This window comes from Pelagibacterium halotolerans B2, from assembly GCF_000230555.1.
Classification (GTDB): Bacteria; Pseudomonadota; Alphaproteobacteria; order Rhizobiales; family Devosiaceae; genus Pelagibacterium; species Pelagibacterium halotolerans.
This window is the reverse complement of sequence record NC_016078.1, coordinates 3,329,471-3,348,785: the sequence shown is the minus strand read 5'-3', so window position 1 is coordinate 3,348,785 and position 19,315 is coordinate 3,329,471. Positions and strand designations below refer to the sequence as shown.

The window sequence follows — 19,315 nt, the reverse complement described above, 5'->3', positions numbered from 1 at the left end:
TTAAACAAGCTATTACTTGGTAAATTGCGTTCGCTGCCCTGTCCAGCAAAAAGCAAAGGGCTTTTTAGGGGAGACGATTTGGTATAGTCAGGCGCGCGGACCATATAGGTCCGACGATTGCCTTCCTTTCCCCGGAGATTTGCCCTCGTGAGCCTTGAGTCCACCGGTTACAAGAGCCGCCGTACCTTCGCGATCATTTCGCACCCGGACGCGGGCAAGACGACGCTGACCGAAAAACTGCTGCTCAATTCCGGCGCCATCCATCTGGCGGGCGAGGTGAAAGAGCGCGGCGAGCGGCGGCGGACGCGCTCGGACTGGATGGAGATCGAGCAAAAACGCGGCATTTCGATTACCTCATCGGTGATGACGTTCGAACATGACGGCCTGACGCTGAACCTTCTGGATACGCCGGGCCACGCGGATTTTTCCGAAGACACCTATCGCACGCTGACGGCGGTCGATTCGGCGATCATGGTGATCGACGCGGCCAAGGGCATCGAGGCGCAGACGCGCAAACTGTTCGAGGTGTGCCGGCTGCGCGACATCCCGATCATCACCTTCGTCAACAAGATCGACCGCGAAGCGCGCGATACGCTGGAAATCCTCGACGAGATCATGGAAACCCTGGCGCTCGACACGGCGCCGATGATGTGGCCGGTGGGCGCTGGCGTCGATTTCAATGGGCTTATCGATCTCGAGCACGGGCGGTTCATTTCGACCGAGGGCAAGCCGGAGGCCGAGGCGCCGGGCATCGAGGCATTGGCGGGGCGGTTTGCCGATACGCAGAACCAGCAGATCGCCGCCTCGATGGAGGGGCTTGAACTGGCCAGCGGATCGCTGCCCAATTTCGACCAGGCAGCGTTCGAAGAGGGCACGTTGACGCCGGTCTATTTCGGCTCGGCGCTCAAATCGATCGGCGTGCGCGAATTGCTCGAAGCTGTGTGCCGGTTTGCGCCCGAGCCGCGCACCCAGCCGGCACGGCCCGAACCGGTGGACCCGTCCATGGCGGCGTGCACGGGGTTCGTTTTCAAGGTGCAGGCGAATATGGACCCCAACCACCGCGACCGCGTGGCCTTTGTGCGCGTGGCATCGGGGACGCTCAAGCGCGGCATGCGGCTTAAAAACGTGCGCACGGGCAAGGATTTGAAGGTCGCCAACCCGATGTTCTTTTTCGCGCGCGAGCGCGAATTGGCCGATGAGGCGGTGGCCGGGGACGTCGTGGGCATTCCCAATCACGGCACGCTTTCGGTGGGCGACACGCTGACCGAGGGGCCCGATGTGACGGTGACAGGGATCCCCAATTTCGCGCCCGAACTGCTGCGCCGCGTGCATCTGTCCGATGCTTCGAAAACCAAGCAATTGGCCAAGGCGCTCAACGATCTGGCCGAAGAGGGCGTGGTGCAGGTTTTCAAGCCGACGCTGGGCTCGGGCTATTATGTGGGCGCTGTCGGTCCGCTGCAGCTCGAAGTTTTGACCAGCCGCGCGGCGGCTGAGTATTCGGTGCCCATCCGGATCGAGCCGGCACAATATGTGACGGCGCGCTGGGTCAAGGTCAACGACAAGGCCCAGTTCGACAAATTCGCGGCGCTGCATCGATTGAACATTGCCGAGGACCGCTATGGCGACCCGGTGTTTCTGGCGCCCAGCCAATGGGAAATCGACCGCTGCGCCAAGGATTTTCCCGAGCTTGTGTTCATGGCGACCAAGGATCGCGGGCTGGCGGCTTAGACCGAGCGACATTGAAGGGGTGCCGGCGTCTTTCCCCGCATACCACCCTGACACCCGCCCCCCCAAGCCGGGGCCCAGTACACTCAGTGCCTGGGAGAGAACCGCCACGCTGCCGGTTACTGGATCCCTGTGTATTGGTTTGGGTTTATTCTGGGGATGGGAAGGGACCGTTGGATCCCTGGTCATTAAGACCGTAACCCGGCTTGGGCCCTTCCCATCTTTGCCAGTTGAACCTGAACAGTTGCCGGGTCGCCCCCCGGGATGACGGCGGTGGGAGGGCCGACACTGCTTCTAGAGCCGTTCAGGCTTTGATTGAATCAAATCCTTGGCTCTAAGCCTTTGTTTTATCGCGTGTCCGAACCGCAAAACCGTTTCCACTTTTGCTGGACGCGCTCTAGAACCCCAGATCGGCTTCGGTCCAGCCAAGAGCAGCCAATTCCCCGGTGCGGAATTTGGCGTCATCGGAGACTATGAATTCGTCCAGTTGGGGCGGGGCAATTGGAGTTCCGGCGAGCATCGCATGGACCTGGCCCCGATGGTGGGTCTGGTGGGCGAAGAGGTGGTTGAGCACATCATCGCAGCGCTCGGTCTGGATACGGGACTGGCGATGGATGGCAACGGGGCGGGCGAGATCGGCCGCCGCAAGCCCATCGCAGAGCGCGACGAGCTTTTCATCGCTTTGGCGCTGGGCGGCGCAGAGCGCTCGGGCCGTATCGAAGGGTTCCTCGTTTTTCCAGGCTTTCGGGCCGAGCGTGCCGCCTTCAAGTGCGTCGATATAGAACCAGTCGATAACGAGGATATGATTGAGCGTTGCCTTGAGCGAGGGGAAAAAGCTCACCCGCCTTGCCTCGAATTGCGACTGATCGAGCCCAGCCACAGCCCCGGCGAGGCGATGGTTGGCGAGGGCGTTGTTACGGGCGAGCTTTGCGAGCATGCGCAGGGCGGGATCGGTCATGATGTCTTTTCCATCACGCGCGCCATGCCGATCGAGGCCGGCATGACGGGCTCGAAGCCGAATTTTCCATAGAGATGGCGCGCGTCGCCGTCGGCGATCAGGGACACATAGGCCTCCTCTGGCGCCTCGCGCTCGAGCCAATCCATCAGCGCGGTCATTATCGTTTTGCCCAGCCCCTTGCCCTGATGGGCGGGATCGACGGCGATATCGGTGATTTGATAGGCGGTGCCGCCGTCGCCGATGATGCGGCCCATGCCGACGGGCTGGTCCTCATGGAGCACGAGCACGGCAAAAAGCGAGTTGGGAAGCCCCTTCTCCATGCCGTCCCGGCTGCGGGGTGAAAGGCCCGATATGGCGCGCAGGCGGGCGAAGGTTTCGACATCGGGTATGCGGGCGACAATCTTGTAGTCCATATCAGGCATTGGCCATGTTGATCCGGTAACTGAGCGCTTCGGCGATGTGGGGACGGGCGACGGTTTCGCTCCCGGCCAGATCGGCCAGGGTTCGGGCGACCTTTAGCACCCGATGATAGGCGCGGGCCGAAAGTGAAAAGGTTTCGGCGGCCTTGAGCAGGAGGTCACGGCTTTCTCCATCGGGGGCGACGATCTGTTCGATGGCGCTCGAAGGAGCCGCGGAATTGGTGTGGACACCCGAGAGGTCGAGCCCGGCATAGCGCCGGCGCTGGATATCGCGGGCCGCCGCCACGCGCTGGGCCACCACGACGCTGGGTTCGCCCGGATTGGAACCGATCATATCGGTTGCGCTAACGGCCGGGACGTCGATGCGGATATCGATGCGGTCGAGAAAGGGTCCCGACACCCGCCCCTGATAATCGGCCGCGCATTTTTCGCCGCGCCGGCAGGTGTGGCCCGGCGTTCCCGCCATGCCGCATTTACACGGGTTCATGGCGGCAACGAGCTGGAAGCGCGAAGGGTAGGTGACGCGCGCATTGGCGCGGGCGATGATCGTTTCGCCCGATTCAAGCGGCTGGCGCAGGCTGTCGAGGGCCTGGGGCTGGAATTCGGGGAGTTCGTCGAGAAACAATACGCCGTTATGGGCGAGCGACGCTTCGCCGGGCCGCACGCGCAGCCCGCCCCCGACCAACGCGGCCATCGATGCCGAATGATGCGGCGCGCGAAAGGGGCGATGGTCGGAAATCTGGCCGCCTTTCAGTTCCCCGGCGATCGAGGCGATCATGGACACATCGAGCAATTCGCGCGGATTGAGCGGGGGCAGAATGGAAGGCAGGCGCTGGGCCAGCATGGATTTCCCCGCGCCCGGCGGACCAACCATCAAAAAATTGTGCCCGCCGGCAGCGGCGACTTCGAGAGCGCGGCGCGCCACCTCCTGACCGCGGATATCGGCAAGATCGGGGCCGGTGGAATTGGGCAGGGCGCGGACCGGCTGGGGGCGGGCCGCCAACTGCCGCCCGGCCAGATGGTTGACCAGCGCAAAAAGCGTATCGATGGCAACGATGTCGATATTTTCACCGGCCCAGGCCGCCTCCGCGCCGCAGGCGGCGGGGCAGATGATGCCCAGATCGCGGGCATTGGCGGCAATGGCGGCAGGCAGAATGCCGGTGACTGGCGAGACGCGCCCATCGAGCGCCAACTCGCCCAGCACCATGAAGCGCTCCAGCATGTCGCCGGGGATGGCGCCCATGGCGGCCATCAGCCCTAAAGCGATGGGCAGATCGTAATGGCTGCCCTCCTTGGGAAGGTCGGCAGGCGCGAGATTGACCGAAATGTGCTTGGCGGGCAGCGCAAGGCCCGAAGCGATCAGCGCGGCGCGCACACGCTCGCGGCTTTCGCCCACCGCTTTGTCGGGAAGGCCCACGATATTGAAGCGCGGCAGGCCGGGTGAAATCTGCACCTGGACATCGACCGGCACGGCCTCGATGCCCAGAAAGGCCACTGTGGTGATCCGCGTTGCCATGCCGTCCCCCTTGCATGGATGAAGTCGGACGCGAGGCTAGCAAGAAAGCGTTTGCAGAACAAGAACGTTTAGCGAACATTTGTTAAGCGCATGGCCGATCACCGATCTGTGCAGGGCGCAGCACGGAACGGATGGGGTGCCCAGGGCATTGAATGAGCGAATCGGCCGGACCTGCGCCGCATGACCGCGCGGAAACCGGCCACATTATTACGCACCAGATCGACGCGGACGAGGGCGCGGCCGGTGGGCCGAAGCCCTGTTTGCCGTTCCGCCGGCGACTGGCGATTTTGGAGAAGAAACGATGTTGCAAAGAAAGGATGCCCCCCTGATCCTCGTGGTCGAGGACGAACCGCTGGTTCGTCTCGATATCACCCTGGCCATGGTCGATGCCGGTTTTTCGGTGATCGAGGTTCCAGACGCCGAACAGGCCATCGAACTGCTCGAAACGCGCGGCTCGATCGGGCTGGTGTTTACCGATGTCGAACTGGCTGGAGAACTCAACGGATTCGACCTGGCTCGGACCGTCAAGGAGCGCTGGCCGCATATTCCCGTGCTGGTGACGTCGGGGCGGGCGGCACCACGGGCCGACATCGCCGACAGCTTCATTCCCAAACCTTACGATCCCAATGCGGTGATCTCGCAGGCTCGGGCGCTGGCGGCATAATTCGTGCCGGAGACGGCAAAGACATTGTTCCCCGGGAGCCACGCTTGTGGGGTTTTATGTTTTGTTAACCAGGCTTGTGAGGAGCGCGTTAAGGAGAAATGAGCCAAGACAATTTGAGATAGATTTTTCCCAAATTGCCGAGTTCTCCGCTCCATGTTGTTGCCGCGTTTTTTCCGCTCGCCGAAACTGACCAAGACGATCCCGCCCCTTGTGGCCGGTCTCGCCCTCGTCGGGATGCTGGCCGCCTGCGGCGCCAATTATTATCCGGCCAAGGGTGACAACAAGCCCCATCCCGGCGTGGCGCGAGCCCATTCCCTGCCCATCCATGGCATCGACGTATCGCGCCATCAGGGCAATATCGACTGGCGCGCAGTGGCGCAGGCGGGGACGCGGTTCGCCTATATCAAGGCCACCGATGGCGGGGACTATCTCGACCCCAATTTCCGCACGAACTGGGATCAGGCGCGGGCGGCGGGCATTCCGCGCGGCGCCTATCATTTCGTTTACTGGTGCCGCCCGGCCTCAGAACAGGTGGCGTGGTTTGCCGCCAATGTTCCAGCCGAGCCCGACGCGCTGCCGCCGGTGCTCGATCTGGAATGGAACAATGGTTCTTCGTGCAAGCATGACCTGAGCCGCGAAGAAGTGCTCGAGAAAGTGCGGGTTCTTCTGGCCGGTATGGAAGCCCATACGGGCAAGGTGCCGGTCATCTATACCGACATCAATTTCCACCGCGACGTGCTCGAAGGCATCCAGATCGACAACCCGATGTGGCTGCGTTCGACCGCCGCCCAGCCCCATGAGCGCTATGCCAACCGCCCCTTCACCTTCTGGCAGTACACCCAGACCGGGACGGTGCCGGGCATCCGCACGGAAGTGGACCGCAATGCGTGGTTTGGTTCGGAAAGCGACTGGATCCAGTTCTTTTTAACCGGGTGTGACCCACGGACCTATATGCGCCTGGCCGGGCAGGGGCGGTGTGCGCCGCTCAAATAATTCTTCCTGGTCGAGTTCAGCTCGCCCCGCCGAGGATGCCGCTGGCGCTGATGCCGTCGAAGACGAACTGGACGGCCAGCGCGGTGAGCAGGATGCCCACCACGCGGGACACCACCGACATGCCGGTCAATCCCAGAACGCGCTGAATGGGAATGGCGACCAGCAGCGCCAGCCAGGCCAGGACCAGCGTTGCGACCAGAGCGGCGATCACGATCCAGAATTCGAGATCGGTGGTGGCGCCAGTTGTCAAAAGGATCACCGCGGAAATCGACCCCGCCCCGGCGAGAAGCGGCATGGCGAGCGGGAACACCGAAATATCAGTGCGCGACATGCCTTCCGCCTCTTCCTCGGACGTGGTGCCGGTGGCGCCCGAATGGCGGGCGAACACCATGTCGATGGCGATCAAAAGCAAGAGGATGCCGCCGGCCACGCGCAGGGCGGGCAGGGTGATGCCGAAGATTTCAAGGATGGCGTTGCCGGCAAAGGCGAAGAACAGCAGGATGCCGCTGGCGATCAGAACGCCGCGCGAGGCGAAGACGAAGCGTTGCCTGGGCGTGTTGTTGCGCGTCAGGCCCGCAAAGATGAAAGCGATATCGGCAACACCGATCGTCGCAAAAAATGTGGCGAAGGCCACGAGAAAATTGCCCGACATCGTCCCGGCCCCCAGTGTGCCGCTGTTCCACGTGAATCAGCGGCGACCATAACGGGGGCCGAAGCGCTTGACTACCGGCGGCTTTCGATGGCGTCCCAGACCATCACAGCGATATCGGGGCCGCCGAAGCGCTTGACCTCGCGGATGCCGGTGGGGGAGGTGACGTTGATTTCGGTGAGATAGCCACCGATCACGTCGATGCCCACAAAGATCAGGTCGCGCTTTTTGAGCTCGGGGCCGATGATCTCGCAGATCTCGTGCTCGCGCGCCGTCAACTCGGACAATTCGGGCCGCCCGCCCACATGCATGTTGGAACGCGATTCGCCTTCGGCGGGAATACGGTTGAGCCCGGCCACGGGCTTGCCATCGACAAGAATGATGCGCTTGTCGCCCTTGCGCACATCGGGGAGATAGCGCTGAACCATAAAGGGTTCGCGGAAGCTGGCGTTGAACATTTCCAGCAGCGAGCCGAGATTTTCGTCGCCCTCGCGGATGCGGAACACGCCGGCGCCGCCATTGCCGAACAGGGGTTTTAAAATGATGTCGCCGAACTCTTTGCGAAAATCGCGGATTTCGGTTTCGTCACGCGTGATCAGCGTATCGGGCATCAGCTGAGGGAAGCTGGTGACGAGGATTTTTTCGGGTGCGTTGCGCACCTCTTTGGGGTGATTGACCACCAGTGTCCTGGGATGCACCAGTTCCAGCATGTGCGTGGTGGTGATGTAGTTCATGTCGAAGGGCGGGTCCTGGCGGAGCAGGATCACATCGAACGCTGTCAGATCGGTTTTCTGCCAGTCCTCGAGCGTGAAATGGAGGCCCTTTTCCTTGTCGTCGACTTTGACCCTGTGGACGCGCGCCGTCACCGTGTTGCCGCGCTGGGCGAGGGTGGAGGGCGTATAATATGACAGCGTGTGGCCGCGCGCCTGAGCTTCGAGCATCAGGGCGAAACTGGAATCGCCAAGCGGATTGATGGCGTCGATGGGGTCCATCTGCACGGCGACGGAAAGGGACATGGGAACAATCCTCAAAGAAAAGCGTCAGGCGGTAAAGGCATTGACCAGATGGTGCGGCCAGCGTCCCGGTGCAAGAATTATCACGTCGAAACGGAAATCATAGCTCCGATAGGCGGGATGGGACGACTGGAACCACTCGGCACAGCGCACGATGCGGGCTGTGTTGACCGAAGCGAGCGCCCGATCGCGGGCGGCGGCGCTGCCCGAGCGCTGCTTGACCTCGACAAAAACGATGCTGCTCCCTTTTCTGGCAACGATATCGATTTCGCCGACCGGGGTTTTGTAGCGGGTGGCAATGATTCTGTAGAGCTTTAAGCGCAGCAGCCAGCCCGCGAGGCTTTCCGCCGATCGGCCGGCGCGCTCGGCCCTCCGGCGCGGATCAGGTTCTGGCCTTAAGCGCGAGAGCGGCATCGTAAACCTGTTTGCGTTTGAGACCGAACTGGACCGAGACCTGATCGACGGCGGCGCGTAGCGGCATTTGGGCCATCGCATCGGCCAGCGCCGCCTCCCAATCGCCGCCTGCCTGAGGTGCCGTTCCGTCCGAGCCGGCAACCAGGATCACTGCCTCTCCCTTCGTATCCTCGGCAAAGGTTTTGGCGAGATCGGCGAGCGGACCGGTCTCGAAGCGTTCGAAGCGCTTTGTCAATTCGAGCGCCACAACCGCCTGACGGTCGGGGCCAAAGGTCCGGGCCATGTCGGACAGGGTCGCGCCGAGGCGACGGGGGGATTCGTAAAAGACCAGCGTTTCGGAGCGACCGATCAGGGGCGCAAGCGCATTGGTACGCTGGCCGGTCTTGGGAGGCAGGAAACCGAAAAAGGCAAAGGAATCGGTGGGTAGGCCGGCGCCGGTGAGCGCGGCAAGGAGCGCCGAGGGGCCGGGGATTGGAAAGATATCGATCCCCGCTTCGCGCGCGGCGCGAACGAGGGGGAACCCCGGATCGGACAGGAGGGGGGTTCCGGCATCGGAAATCAGGGCGATGGCCTTGCCATCCCTGATCTGATCGAGGATCGGTTCGATGCGGGCGCGTTCATTGTGTTCGTGCAGGGCGGTGCGGGGGGTTTTTATGCCATAGGCATCGAACAGCCGGGCGGAATGGCGCGTGTCCTCGCACAAGACGAGATCGGCTCCGGCCAGGATATCGAGGGCGCGCAAGGTGATGTCGCGCAGATTGCCGATGGGGGTGGCCACCGGATAGAGACCGGGCGCCGGGCTTTCGACAGGGACGCGGTGGCCCGATATCTGGTAGGATTTGTCCTGGCTCACAATTGCCCCTTGGCTTGGTGCCCTTCTTTTACCATCGGGAAGGGGTTTGTCGAGGCGAACGCAATGCTTCCGGTTTACGCGCGAATCAGGAACACGATTGGCGCGCAGATGACAATGAAGGGGATCGACGCTTGCACATATGGGCAAGGGCGCTTTTGGGCCCGGTTCTTCTTCTGCTGGTTGTTGCCGCCTGCTCGTCGAGCCCAACGACGCCGCAGGGTCCGGGGCTCGCCCAACCGCTGCAATCGGCAGGATCGAACCTGGCGCCCGCGCAGGGCGAAATCATTGGTAGCGGGCCGGTGCGGGTGGCGCTGATCCTGCCGCTGTCGGGCAATTCGGCGTCGGTCGGACGTTCCATGGTCAATGGCGCGCGGCTGGCCATGGATGAGGCGTTGCGGACCGGTGGCCAGCACATTCATCTCGTGGTCAAGGATTCCGGGGCCGGGCCGGAAGCGGCGCGCACCGCAACCCAGCAGGCGCTGGCCGAGGGGGCCGAATTGATCCTGGGGCCGCTGACCGCCGACGCCGTCGGGCTGGCCGGGGCAATCGCAAAATCCTACGACACACCGCTGATCGGGTTTTCCTCCACCGCGAGCGTTGCCACCGACGGGGTTTATCTGCTCAGCGTGTTGCCCGAAGCCGAGATCATGCGCGCGCTCACCCATGCGCGGGCGCAGGGCCGCACCACGATTGCCGCGATCATTCCCGATACACCGCTCGGCAATGCGCAGGCCGACGCACTGCGACTTGCGGCGGGGGAAACGGGCATGCATGTCGCGGCCATTGAAATGTTCGACAGCGAGGCGCGAGCCCGCACCGCCGTCGAACGTCTCGCCCCGGCCATGCGGTCCAATTTCGTCGATACGCTCTATATTCCCGACCGGGCCACGGCGCCCAGTTTCGGCATATTGCTCGATGCCGCCCGGCTGCCGGGGGAGCGGGTTCTGATCGTGGGATCGGCCGATTGGGAGGGCGACAGAGCCATTCTCAATCAGCCCTATCTGGCCGGCGCTGTTTATCCGGCAATCGATCCAACTGGGCTTTCTACATTGAGCCCGATCTATCGCTCGCGGTTCGGCGGCGAGCCGCATCAGTTGACCACCCTTGCCTATTCGGCAGTACTGCTGGCCAATACCTCGAGCCTGAGCCTTGCCACCCCGCCCTATGGCAACGGTCTGGTTTCACCGGCCGGCTTTACCGGACGCGACGGGCCGTTCCGGCTCCATTTCGACGGGCGGGGGGAATACGGGCTGGTCATGCGCGAGGTGGTTTCGGGCTCCGCCACCACCATTGACGCGGCCCGGCTGGGCGGCCTGCCGCTCGCTTCGAGCGGCGGCGCGGGCATTGATGCGGGCATTCCGCCGGCGGCGGAATTTCGCTAGGCGGCCAGATCGGCGACCACGGCGTCGAGGACGGGCCAGCCCTTGTCGGTCACCCGCAACCTTCCATTGGGGAGGGTTTCGATGAAACCGATCCCTTTGAGAAAATCGATCTGGGTGGAGGTGAGCGCGCGGCGGGCGAGGGCCTGATAGCGGGCCGGGTCGATTCCCTCACGCAGGCGCAGGCCCATGACGAGATATTCGTCGCCTTCCTCGTCCCAGGTCAGCGTGTCGTCGGTGACCAGCCCGTCGCCGGTTTCGATGACCTTTTCCCACCATTTGAACGGCATGCGTTCGGCGGCGGTGGCGTGGCGGGCCCCGCCCATGATCAACCTTCCATGGGCGCCCGGACCGATGCCTGCATATTCGCCATAGCGCCAATAGATCAGATTATGCCGGCTTTCCTGCCCGGGGCGAGCGTGGTTGGAAATCTCATAGGCCGGCAGGCCGTAGGAGGCCGTCAGCTCCTGGGTCATCTCGAACATGTCGGCGGAAAGATCTTCGGATGGCATCTTGAGCTTGCCGGCATTGAAAAGATCGAAATAGCGCGTGCCCGATTCGATGGTGAGCTGGTAGAGCGAGAGATGGCCCTCCGAAAGCGCCAGCGCCTCGGTGAGCTCGTCTTCCCACTGGCCCAGCGTCTGGTCGGGGCGGGCGTAGATGATGTCAAAGCTCGAGCGATCGAAGATCGATTGCGCCAGCCGAACGGCAGCCACCGCATCCTCGACCGAATGCAGCCGCCCCAAGCGGGCCAGCGGCTCGGGGCGCAGCGATTGTACGCCCAAAGACACGCGATTGACCCCAGCGGCGCGATAGCCGCGAAAGCGTTCGGCCTCAACCGAGGTGGGGTTGGCTTCGAGGGTGATTTCAACCTTGTCGGCGACCTGCCAGTTCTTTGCTATGGCATCGAGAATCGTCCCGACCGAAGCCGGCTTCATGAGCGAGGGCGTGCCGCCGCCGAAAAAGATCGATTCGACCAGCCGCTCGGGAGCGCGGCGGGCAGTGGTCTCGATCTCTTTGATATAGGCGCTAACGAAGCTGTCTTCGTCGAACTTGCCGTGGTGAACGTGGGAATTGAAGTCGCAATAGGGGCATTTGGCCGCGCAGAACGGCCAATGGACATAAATCCCAAATGCGGTGTTGGTGCTCAAAGCACTTCCCTTACGAATTTGGCAAAGGCCCGGGCGCGGTGGGACAGGCCCTCCTTGCCGGGGGCCCAGGAATGTTTTTCTTCGGCCGTCATCTGGCCGAAGGTTTTCTCGTGCCCTTCGGGCTTGAACATTGGGTCATAGCCGTGCCCTGACTCTCCGACCGGCGGCCAGACGAGCGTGCCGGGAGCGATGCCTTCAAAAACCATGTCGGTCCCGTCGGGCAGGGCGAGGCAGAGGACGGCATTGAACTGGGCCGTGCGTTGATGGGGCTCGGTTGCGCCCTTTTCGACGAGCAGGTCTTCGACCTTCTGCATGGCGTTGGTGAAATTGCGCGGCACACCGGCCCAGTCGGCGGTGTAGACCCCGGGCTGGCCGTCGAGCGCGTCGACCGAAATGCCCGAATCGTCGGAAAGGGCGATCTCGCCTGTGGCCTTCGCGGCGGCGTGGGCTTTGAGGCGCGCATTCTCGACAAATGTCGTGCCGGTCTCTTCGGGCTCGGGCAGGCCCAGATCGCCGGCCGAAACGATGTCGAGGCCGAAATCTTTCAGCATGTCCTGAAATTCAGCCAGCTTGCCCTTGTTGTGGGTGGCCAGAACCAGCCGGTCGCCGCGCTTGAGCCTGATCGTCATGCGGCCCCCAATACGGCGCGCTGGAGCGCGACCAGTTCGGAAATGCCTTTTTGCGCAAGCCCGATCAGCTCTGCCAGCTCCTCGGAGGAAAAGGGCTCGGCTTCGGCCGTCCCCTGGATCTCGACGAATTTGCCCGATCCGGTCAGGACGAAATTGGCGTCGGTTTCGGCTTCGCTGTCCTCGAGATAATCGAGATCGAGCACGGGTGTGCCGCGATAAACCCCGCAGGAGACGGCCGCCACGTGGTCGCGGATCGGATCGCCCTTCAAAAGTGAGCGCTCCTTCATCCAGAAAATCGCTTCGGACAGTGCAACGAAGGCGCCGGTGATCGAGGCCGTCCGGGTGCCGCCATCGGCTTCGAGCACGTCGCAATCCAAAATGACCTGGTTTTCGCCCAGAGCAGCCATGTCGATGACCGCGCGCAGCGATCGTCCGATCAGGCGTTGAATCTCCTGGGTGCGGCCCGATTGCTTGCCGGCGGTCGCCTCGCGGCGGGTGCGCGAGCCTGTGGCGCGGGGGAGCATGCCGTATTCGGCGGTCACCCAGCCAAGGCCCTGGCCGCGCCGCCAGGGCGGAAGCGAAGTTTCGACGCTGGCCGTGCACAGAACGCGTGTGCGCCCGAACGAGACGAGGCACGAACCTTCGGCCTGCGGCGCGATGCCCCGTTCAATCGTTACATCGCGCATCTGATCGCTTGCCCGTCCGCTTGGCCGCATGAAAACTGTCTTCCCGGTGTCTGTTGGCTGATATGGTTACCAGCCTCTTAACCCTTCAAGACGGCATGAACAAGCGCGCCTCTCTTGGCGGCACACCGCTTTTCTCCTACTTAGTTAATCCTGGGCATTTGAGAGTGTTTAAAAGCAAATCCTTACCTGATCGCCTTTTAGGTGGTCGCGCGACCGAACCGAAAAAGTCTGCAACTTTTTCTGACCACGCTCCGGAATGGTGAATATGGACAGAACTCCGCTAAATTCGCCGGAATTTTTAACGGCTTTATCGGCCCGCTCGCAGGACATCTTCCGGCGGCTTGTCGAGCGCTATCTGGAGACCGGCGAACCCATAGGGTCGCGGGCCATTTCCAGGATGCTCGACATGCAGCTTTCCCCCGCTTCTGTGCGCAACGTGATGGCCGATCTCGAAGAGTTGGGCCTGATTGCCGCACCACACACATCGGCGGGCCGGGCGCCGACCCAGGAAGGGTTGCGGTTCTTCGTCGACGCCATGCTCGAAGTTGGGGCCATGGACGAGGCCGAGCGCGACCAGATCGCGCGCAACATTTCGGGTGGCGGGCGCTCGGGGCGCGTCGAGGATGTTCTCAATGAAGCGAGCGCGCTTCTCTCGGGGCTTTCGCATGGCGCCGGCATGGTGATTGCCGCGAAGGCCGACATGGTGCTCAAGCACGTCGAGTTCGTCCGGCTCGATCCCGAACGCGCCATGGCGATCCTTGTGGGGGAAGACGGACAGGTCGAAAACCGTATAATCGCCCTGCCGCCGGGACTGACGGCCAGCGCTCTTACGCAGGCGTCGAACTTTCTGGCCCATCATATCGTGGGCAAGACGCTCCAGCAGGCGCGCGACTCGATCCGCCGGCAATCGGAAAGCCAGCGCGCCGAACTCGATGCCATCGCGCAGCGGCTCGTGGATTCCGGGCTTGCCTCGATGATCGAGGCCGATACGTCAGCTCCGACCCTTATCGTGCGCGGCCGTGCCAATCTGATCGACGATACCATGGCGTCGGAGGATCTGGCCCGGGTGCGGCAATTGTTCGACGAGATCGAAACCAAAAAGGGACTGATCGATCTTTTGAACGATGCGGAAACCGCCCAGGGGGTGCGCATCTTCATCGGGTCGGAAAACAAACTGTTTTCGCTTTCGGGCTCCTCTGTCGTCTTGTCGCCGTACAAGGACGCCAATGACAAGGTGGTGGGGGTGCTGGGGGTCATCGGGCCGACGCGGCTCAATTATGCGCGCATCGTACCGGTGGTCGATTATACGGCGCATGTGGTCTCAAAGCTTATTTCGCGCAAAGGCGAGATTTAGGCTCTCAATGCCCGGGCATTTTGCCACGAGGCTTGAAAAAAATCCCCCCTTGGCCGATATGGCAGCCAATCCTAACTTCCCCAATCGTTGAAAGAGCAATGATGAGCGACGACAACACGACGCCAGAGCCGAACGACGACATCGAGCCGCGCCCCGAGGCAGAGGACGCAGAAGCGGTTTCCGCCGAGCCGACGCCGGAAGAGCGCATCGCCCAACTCGAGGCCGAAAAAGAGCAACTGCGCGACCAGGTGTTGCGCACTGCCGCCGAAATGGAAAACCTGCGCAAGCGCACCGAACGCGAAGTCTCCGACACGCGCTCTTACGCCATAGCCGGGTTTGCCCGCGACATGCTCGTGGCCACCGACAATCTCTCGCGTGCGCTTATGGTCATTCCGGCCGAGGCCCGCGAAAACGCCGATGGCACACTCAAATCCCTGATCGAGGGGATCGAGATGACCGAGCGCGAAATGCAGCGTCTGTTGCAAAAGAACGGGGTGACCCCGATCATCGCCGAGGGCGAAAAGTTCGATCCGCATCGCCATCAGGCGATGTTCGAGGTGCCCGACGCGTCGGTTCCCGAAGGCACTGTGGTTCAGGTGGTCCAGACCGGATACGCCATTGGCGAGCGCGTGTTGCGCCCGGCCATGGTGGGCGTGGCCAAGGGCGGCAACAAACCCGCGCCCAAGCCCGACGCCGAACCCGGTGACGGGCTCGACAAATCGGCCTGACAAAAATTCATGCAAAACCGGGGGTGCGCTTGAAGGGCCCATCCCCCCTCCTTATATAGCCAGCAAGCCCGGGAAACCGGGCCAAATCCATCCCCAGAGGGGTCCGGCACGACCGATCAATGCGATGCCGCAACGTGAATGGGCGCGTTGAGGGGTCAGAGCCAAATTTTAGGACTCGCTCGAGAAATGAGGTTTCGGAATGGGAAAAGTAATCGGTATTGACCTGGGCACGACCAATTCGTGCGTCGCCGTCATGGACGGCAAAACCCCCAAAGTGATCGAAAACGCCGAAGGCGCGCGCACCACGCCCTCGATGGTGGCGTTCTCGAACGATGGTGAGCGCCTCGTGGGCCAGCCGGCCAAACGCCAGGCCGTCACCAATCCCGAAGGCACGCTGTTTGCCGTCAAGCGCCTGATCGGACGTCGGTTCGAAGATCCGATGGTCACCAAGGACAAGGGCCTTGTGCCCTACAAGATCGTCAAGGCCGACAATGGCGATGCGTGGGTGGAAGCGAACGGCAAGGCGTCGTCCCCCTCGGAAATCTCCGCCATGATCCTTGGCAAGATGAAGGAGACCGCCGAGAGCTATCTCGGTGAGCCGGTGACCCAGGCGGTCATCACGGTTCCGGCCTACTTCAACGACAGCCAGCGCCAGGCCACCAAGGACGCCGGCAAGATTGCCGGGCTCGAAGTGCTCCGCATCATCAACGAGCCGACCGCTGCCGCGCTTGCCTACGGGCTGGACAAGAAGGAATCGGGCACCATCGCGGTCTATGACCTTGGCGGCGGCACTTTCGATATTTCGATCCTTGAGATCGGTGACGGGGTTTTCGAAGTCAAATCCACCAATGGCGACACCTTCCTTGGCGGTGAAGATTTCGACATGCGTCTTGTCGATTACCTCGCCGATGAGTTCAAAAAGGAGCAGGGGATCGATTTGCGCGGCGACAAGCTCGCCCTGCAGCGCCTCAAGGAAGCAGCCGAAAAGGCCAAGATCGAGCTTTCGTCGGCTTCGCAGACCGAAGTGAACCTGCCGTTCATCACGGCGGACGCCTCGGGCCCCAAGCATCTGCAGCTCAAGCTAACCCGCGCCAAGTTCGAATCGATCGTCGAAGACCTGATCAAGCGCACCATCGATCCGTGCCGCGCAGCGCTCAAGGATGCCGGGATTTCGGCCGGCGAGATCGATGAAGTCGTTCTTGTCGGCGGCATGACCCGCATGCCCAAGGTGCAGGAAGAGGTGAAGAACTTCTTCGGCAAGGAACCCCACAAGGGCGTGAACCCCGACGAAGTGGTTGCCATGGGCGCAGCCATTCAGGCCGGCGTGCTGCAGGGCGATGTGAAAGACGTGCTGCTGCTCGATGTGACCCCGCTGTCGCTGGGCATCGAAACGCTCGGTGGCGTGTTCACCCGCCTGATCGATCGCAACACCACGATCCCGACCAAAAAGAGCCAGGTGTTCTCGACCGCCGAAGACAATCAGTCTGCGGTGACCATCCGGGTCTTCCAGGGCGAGCGTGAGATGGCGGCCGACAACAAGATGCTCGGCCAGTTCGATCTGGTGGGCATCCCCTCGGCTCCGCGTGGCGTGCCGCAGATCGAGGTGACCTTCGATATCGACGCCAACGGCATCGTCAATGTTTCGGCGAAAGACAAGGGCACGGGCAAGGAGCAGCAGATCCGCATCCAGGCCTCGGGCGGTCTTTCGGACGCCGACATCGAGCAGATGGTCAAGGACGCCGAAGCGAACGCAGAAACCGACAAGAAGCGCCGCGAGGTCGTGGAAGCGAAAAACCAGGCCGAAAGCCTCGTGCATTCGACCGAATCCTCGCTCAAGGAGCATGGCGACAAGGTCACGGCCGAGATCCGGACCGAGATCGAAACCGCCATCGCCGACACGCGGACCGCGCTCGAAGGCGACGACCCCGAGGCGATCAAGGAAAAGGCCGCTGCCCTGGCCCAGGCTTCGATGAAGCTCGGGGAAGCCATGTACAAGGCGAGCCAGGAAGAAGCTGAAGCCGCCGCCGCGGGCGACGCCCAGGCCGATGACGACGTCGTCGATGCCGACTTCGAAGAGGTCAAGGACGACGACGAAGACAAGAAGTCGGCATAAGTGCCGCGACTTATGTCGATCCCAGTGCCGCCTTCGGGCGGCACTGTCTTTTGCGGGTGCCGGTTTCACGTGAATCAGCGAGGCGCTGGCCTTTTGGCCGTCGGCTATGGTAACAGCCCGCAGCAATACCTAATTAAAGACGCAACCGGGTCCGACGCGACGTCGATACCCCCATGCGCTCAACTCGAACGGTTGGTTTGGCACAAGAGATGATCTTGCATCCGTCCCGCACTTGCCCCCGTCACGACAAGGGGATTTTCTGAAACGATGAGCAAAGCCGATTTCTATTCCGTGCTCGGAGTCGAAAAATCCTGCGATGCCGCGGCGCTCAAATCCGCCTATCGCAAGCTGGCCATGCAATATCACCCGGACCGGAATCCCGGTGACAGTGAGGCCGAGCACAAGTTCAAGGAAGTCTCGGAAGCCTACGACACGCTCAAGGACCCGCAAAAGCGCGCTGCCTATGACCGGTTCGGGCACGCGGCCTTCAATGGCGGCGGCGGCGGCGGACACGGGTTCGGCAATGATTTTTCCTCCTCGATGTCCGATATCTTCGAAGACATATTCGGGGAGTTCATGGGCGGGGCCTCGCGCCAGCGCCAGCGCGACGGCCGCCAGCGCGGCTCGGATCTGCGCTACAATCTCGAAATCACCCTCGAAGACGCCTTTGCCGGCACCACCGTCGATATCGACGTGCCGTCCCTTGTCGGATGCGAAACCTGCGACGGATCTGGCGCCAAGCCCGGCACCGGATTTTCCACCTGCCGCATGTGCGGCGGTCACGGCAAGGTGCGCGCGGCGCAGGGGTTCTTTACCATCCAGCAGACCTGTCCCCAGTGCCACGGACGCGGGGAAACCATGGACCAGCCCTGCACGGACTGCCATGGGCAGGGCCGCAGGCAGACCTCGCGCACGCTCTCGGTCGACGTGCCCAAGGGGATCGAAGACGGCACCCGTATCCGTCTGGGCGGAGAAGGCGAAGCGGGATTGCGCGGCGGGCCGGCCGGCGATCTCTACATCTTCGTTTCGGTCAAACCGCATCAATTGTTCCAGCGCGACGGCGCCGATCTTTACGCCAAGGTGCCCATTTCGATGATCACCGCGGCGCTGGGCGGCGAGTTCGAGGTGCCCACGCTCGAGGGCAGCCGCGCCAAGGTCAAGGTCAATGAAGGCACCCAGCCCGGCCAGCGGGTGCGGCTCAAGGGCAAGGGCATGCCGGTGTTGCGCGCAAACCAGGTGGGCGATCTCTACGTCCAGCTCGACGTGGAAACGCCGCAAAAGCTTTCAAAGCGCCAACGCGAACTTCTCGAAGAGTTCGAAAACCTCTCCAACCGCGAAACCTCGCCAGGCTCGGAAGGGTTTTTCGACAAGCTCAAGACCATGTTTCACTGAGCCCGTCAGCGGGCAATCCCAAAAGCCCTCCCAGCGTGGAGGGCTTTTTCGTCTCTGAGCGCTTGCCGCGGCCAAAGCCAAAAGGCTTAACTGGCGCGAACCCCACAACAAGGAGATGCCAATGGCTACCGCCCTAACCCTTTGCGGCTCGATCCGCACCGGTTCTGTCAACAAGATGCTTCAGGATGCGGTGGATGCCAGGCTCGCTGCGACGGGGGTTACGGTCAATTCGATCACGCTCAGGGATTTCGAGATGCCGATCTTCAATCAGGATCTCGAGCCCGATGATGTGCCCGAGGCCGCAGGACGGCTGGCCGATCTGTTCCGATCCCACGATATCGTCTTTATCGCCACGCCTGAATACAATGGCGGGTTGCCGCCGCTGGTGGTCAACACCATCGCCTGGCTGTCGCGGCAAAGGCCTTCGCCCTTCCGGCACGCGGTGTTCGGGATCGGCGGGGTATCCTCGGGGCGCTACGGGACCATATGGGCGCAGAGCCATCTGCGCGATTCGCTCTCCAAGATCGGGGCGCTGGTGGTGCCGACCCTGCTCGGCACCGGGCCGGATTCGAGCGTCTTTGCCGATGATGGCACCGTGGCCGAGGCCGGGGTGATCGCCAAGATCGACCAGATGGTAAAAGAGCTCACCCATTTTTCGCGGGGCGGGATTTGAGGCCGG

Annotated in this window: 19 protein-coding genes; 9 read left to right on the top strand and 10 right to left on the bottom strand. The window is 62.5% G+C overall.

All coding sequences use genetic code 11. From position 1 onward, the window contains the following. Positions 1 to 147 precede the first annotated feature (147 nt). Positions 148 to 1,728 carry a peptide chain release factor 3 gene (locus KKY_RS16465; protein WP_014132511.1) on the top strand — a complete coding sequence of 527 codons (1,581 nt, stop codon included), beginning with the start codon at positions 148 to 150 and terminating at the stop codon, positions 1,726 to 1,728. 394 nt (positions 1,729 to 2,122) lie between these two features. On the opposite strand, the gene KKY_RS16460 is transcribed toward KKY_RS16465, so the two are convergent. From KKY_RS16460 to KKY_RS16450, 3 genes are read right to left on the bottom strand one after another with little or no spacing between them, the layout of a single operon-like run. After that, positions 2,123 to 2,683, bottom strand: a complete 561-nt coding sequence (locus KKY_RS16460) for a DinB family protein (protein WP_014132510.1) — start codon at positions 2,681 to 2,683, stop codon at positions 2,123 to 2,125. Beyond that, a complete protein-coding gene (locus KKY_RS16455; protein ID WP_014132509.1) occupies positions 2,680 to 3,096 on the bottom strand; it encodes a GNAT family N-acetyltransferase in 417 nt (138 codons plus the stop codon). Before KKY_RS16455 ends, KKY_RS16460 begins: the two co-directional genes overlap by 4 nt. A 1-nt stretch (position 3,097) precedes the next feature. After that, the gene (locus KKY_RS16450; RefSeq protein ID WP_014132508.1) at positions 3,098 to 4,618 is read right to left on the bottom strand and encodes a YifB family Mg chelatase-like AAA ATPase; all 1,521 of its coding nucleotides are present in this window, start codon (positions 4,616 to 4,618) and stop codon (positions 3,098 to 3,100) included. A 301-nt stretch (positions 4,619 to 4,919) separates the two neighbouring features. Here KKY_RS16450 and KKY_RS16445 point away from each other — a divergent pair, with 301 nt between their 5' ends. Continuing rightward, on the top strand, positions 4,920 to 5,282 hold the full coding sequence (locus KKY_RS16445; protein ID WP_014132507.1) for a response regulator: 363 nt from the start codon (positions 4,920 to 4,922) through the stop codon (positions 5,280 to 5,282). A 153-nt stretch (positions 5,283 to 5,435) separates the two neighbouring features. Next, positions 5,436 to 6,275, top strand: a complete 840-nt coding sequence (locus KKY_RS16440; RefSeq protein WP_014132506.1) for a glycoside hydrolase family 25 protein — start codon at positions 5,436 to 5,438, stop codon at positions 6,273 to 6,275. Positions 6,276 to 6,291: 16 nt separating this feature from the next. On the opposite strand, the gene KKY_RS16435 is transcribed toward KKY_RS16440, so the two are convergent. The 4 genes from KKY_RS16435 to rsmI form a co-directional block, all read right to left on the bottom strand. Further along, positions 6,292 to 6,927, bottom strand: coding sequence for a MarC family protein (locus KKY_RS16435; RefSeq protein ID WP_014132505.1), 636 nt, complete (start codon positions 6,925 to 6,927; stop codon positions 6,292 to 6,294). Positions 6,928 to 6,998: 71 nt separating this feature from the next. Further along, positions 6,999 to 7,940 (bottom strand): glutathione synthase, encoded by a 942-nt coding sequence (gene gshB / locus KKY_RS16430; protein WP_014132504.1) that lies wholly within the window; start codon positions 7,938 to 7,940, stop codon positions 6,999 to 7,001. 24 nt (positions 7,941 to 7,964) lie between these two features. Next, on the bottom strand, positions 7,965 to 8,351 hold the full coding sequence (locus tag KKY_RS20155) for a YraN family protein (protein ID WP_014132503.1): 387 nt from the start codon (positions 8,349 to 8,351) through the stop codon (positions 7,965 to 7,967). Beyond that, positions 8,320 to 9,204: a 16S rRNA (cytidine(1402)-2'-O)-methyltransferase gene (gene rsmI, locus KKY_RS16420; RefSeq protein ID WP_014132502.1), complete on the bottom strand. Its 885-nt coding sequence runs from the start codon at positions 9,202 to 9,204 to the stop codon at positions 8,320 to 8,322. Before rsmI ends, KKY_RS20155 begins: the two co-directional genes overlap by 32 nt. 131 nt (positions 9,205 to 9,335) lie before the next feature. On the opposite strand from rsmI, the gene KKY_RS16415 reads away from it, so the two are divergent. Further along, positions 9,336 to 10,586 carry a penicillin-binding protein activator gene (locus KKY_RS16415; protein ID WP_014132501.1) on the top strand — a complete coding sequence of 417 codons (1,251 nt, stop codon included), beginning with the start codon at positions 9,336 to 9,338 and terminating at the stop codon, positions 10,584 to 10,586. Here KKY_RS16415 and hemW read toward each other — a convergent pair. From hemW to rph, 3 genes are read right to left on the bottom strand one after another with little or no spacing between them, the layout of a single operon-like run. Beyond that, positions 10,583 to 11,734: a radical SAM family heme chaperone HemW gene (hemW, locus tag KKY_RS16410; RefSeq protein WP_014132500.1), complete on the bottom strand. Its 1,152-nt coding sequence runs from the start codon at positions 11,732 to 11,734 to the stop codon at positions 10,583 to 10,585. The genes KKY_RS16415 and hemW overlap by 4 nt on opposite strands. Then, positions 11,731 to 12,363 carry an RdgB/HAM1 family non-canonical purine NTP pyrophosphatase gene (rdgB, locus tag KKY_RS16405; RefSeq protein WP_014132499.1) on the bottom strand — a complete coding sequence of 211 codons (633 nt, stop codon included), beginning with the start codon at positions 12,361 to 12,363 and terminating at the stop codon, positions 11,731 to 11,733. The genes hemW and rdgB overlap by 4 nt, the downstream gene beginning before the upstream one ends. Continuing rightward, the gene (gene rph, locus KKY_RS16400; protein ID WP_014132498.1) at positions 12,360 to 13,079 is read right to left on the bottom strand and encodes a ribonuclease PH; all 720 of its coding nucleotides are present in this window, start codon (positions 13,077 to 13,079) and stop codon (positions 12,360 to 12,362) included. The genes rdgB and rph overlap by 4 nt, the downstream gene beginning before the upstream one ends. A 235-nt stretch (positions 13,080 to 13,314) precedes the next feature. Here rph and hrcA point away from each other — a divergent pair, with 235 nt between their 5' ends. The 5 genes from hrcA (at position 13,315) to KKY_RS19765 (ending at position 19,309) form a co-directional block, all read left to right on the top strand. Further along, positions 13,315 to 14,403 carry a heat-inducible transcriptional repressor HrcA gene (gene hrcA / locus KKY_RS16395; RefSeq protein ID WP_014132497.1) on the top strand — a complete coding sequence of 363 codons (1,089 nt, stop codon included), beginning with the start codon at positions 13,315 to 13,317 and terminating at the stop codon, positions 14,401 to 14,403. Positions 14,404 to 14,501: 98 nt separating this feature from the next. Continuing rightward, positions 14,502 to 15,131 (top strand): nucleotide exchange factor GrpE, encoded by a 630-nt coding sequence (gene grpE, locus KKY_RS16390; RefSeq protein WP_014132496.1) that lies wholly within the window; start codon positions 14,502 to 14,504, stop codon positions 15,129 to 15,131. A gap of 199 nt (positions 15,132 to 15,330) precedes the next feature. Then, positions 15,331 to 17,244 (top strand): molecular chaperone DnaK, encoded by a 1,914-nt coding sequence (dnaK, locus tag KKY_RS16385; RefSeq protein WP_014132495.1) that lies wholly within the window; start codon positions 15,331 to 15,333, stop codon positions 17,242 to 17,244. 267 nt (positions 17,245 to 17,511) lie between these two features. Then, the gene (dnaJ, locus tag KKY_RS16380) at positions 17,512 to 18,636 is read left to right on the top strand and encodes a molecular chaperone DnaJ (protein WP_014132494.1); all 1,125 of its coding nucleotides are present in this window, start codon (positions 17,512 to 17,514) and stop codon (positions 18,634 to 18,636) included. Between the two features lie 121 nt (positions 18,637 to 18,757). Beyond that, positions 18,758 to 19,309, top strand: coding sequence for an NADPH-dependent FMN reductase (locus KKY_RS19765; RefSeq protein ID WP_014132493.1), 552 nt, complete (start codon positions 18,758 to 18,760; stop codon positions 19,307 to 19,309). Positions 19,310 to 19,315 lie beyond the last annotated feature (6 nt).

Excerpts from the sequence above, each read along its gene's own strand:
- dnaJ (WP_014132494.1), top strand. The coding sequence starts at position 17,512 with ATGAGCAAAGCCGATTTCTATTCCGTGCTCGGAGTCGAAAAATCCTGC.
- KKY_RS16460 (WP_014132510.1), bottom strand. The coding sequence starts at position 2,683 with ATGACCGATCCCGCCCTGCGCATGCTCGCAAAGCTCGCCCGTAACAAC.
- rdgB (WP_014132499.1), bottom strand. The coding sequence starts at position 12,363 with ATGACGATCAGGCTCAAGCGCGGCGACCGGCTGGTTCTGGCCACCCAC.
- KKY_RS16435 (WP_014132505.1), bottom strand. The coding sequence starts at position 6,927 with ATGTCGGGCAATTTTCTCGTGGCCTTCGCCACATTTTTTGCGACGATC.
- KKY_RS16450 (WP_014132508.1), bottom strand. The coding sequence starts at position 4,618 with ATGGCAACGCGGATCACCACAGTGGCCTTTCTGGGCATCGAGGCCGTG.
- KKY_RS20155 (WP_014132503.1), bottom strand. The coding sequence starts at position 8,351 with ATGCCGCTCTCGCGCTTAAGGCCAGAACCTGATCCGCGCCGGAGGGCC.
- rph (WP_014132498.1), bottom strand. The coding sequence starts at position 13,079 with ATGCGGCCAAGCGGACGGGCAAGCGATCAGATGCGCGATGTAACGATT.
- dnaK (WP_014132495.1), top strand. The coding sequence starts at position 15,331 with ATGGGAAAAGTAATCGGTATTGACCTGGGCACGACCAATTCGTGCGTC.
- KKY_RS19765 (WP_014132493.1), top strand. The coding sequence starts at position 18,758 with ATGGCTACCGCCCTAACCCTTTGCGGCTCGATCCGCACCGGTTCTGTC.
- KKY_RS16445 (WP_014132507.1), top strand. The coding sequence starts at position 4,920 with ATGTTGCAAAGAAAGGATGCCCCCCTGATCCTCGTGGTCGAGGACGAA.
- hrcA (WP_014132497.1), top strand. The coding sequence starts at position 13,315 with ATGGACAGAACTCCGCTAAATTCGCCGGAATTTTTAACGGCTTTATCG.
- grpE (WP_014132496.1), top strand. The coding sequence starts at position 14,502 with ATGATGAGCGACGACAACACGACGCCAGAGCCGAACGACGACATCGAG.
- KKY_RS16440 (WP_014132506.1), top strand. The coding sequence starts at position 5,436 with ATGTTGTTGCCGCGTTTTTTCCGCTCGCCGAAACTGACCAAGACGATC.
- KKY_RS16455 (WP_014132509.1), bottom strand. The coding sequence starts at position 3,096 with ATGGACTACAAGATTGTCGCCCGCATACCCGATGTCGAAACCTTCGCC.
- gshB (WP_014132504.1), bottom strand. The coding sequence starts at position 7,940 with ATGTCCCTTTCCGTCGCCGTGCAGATGGACCCCATCGACGCCATCAAT.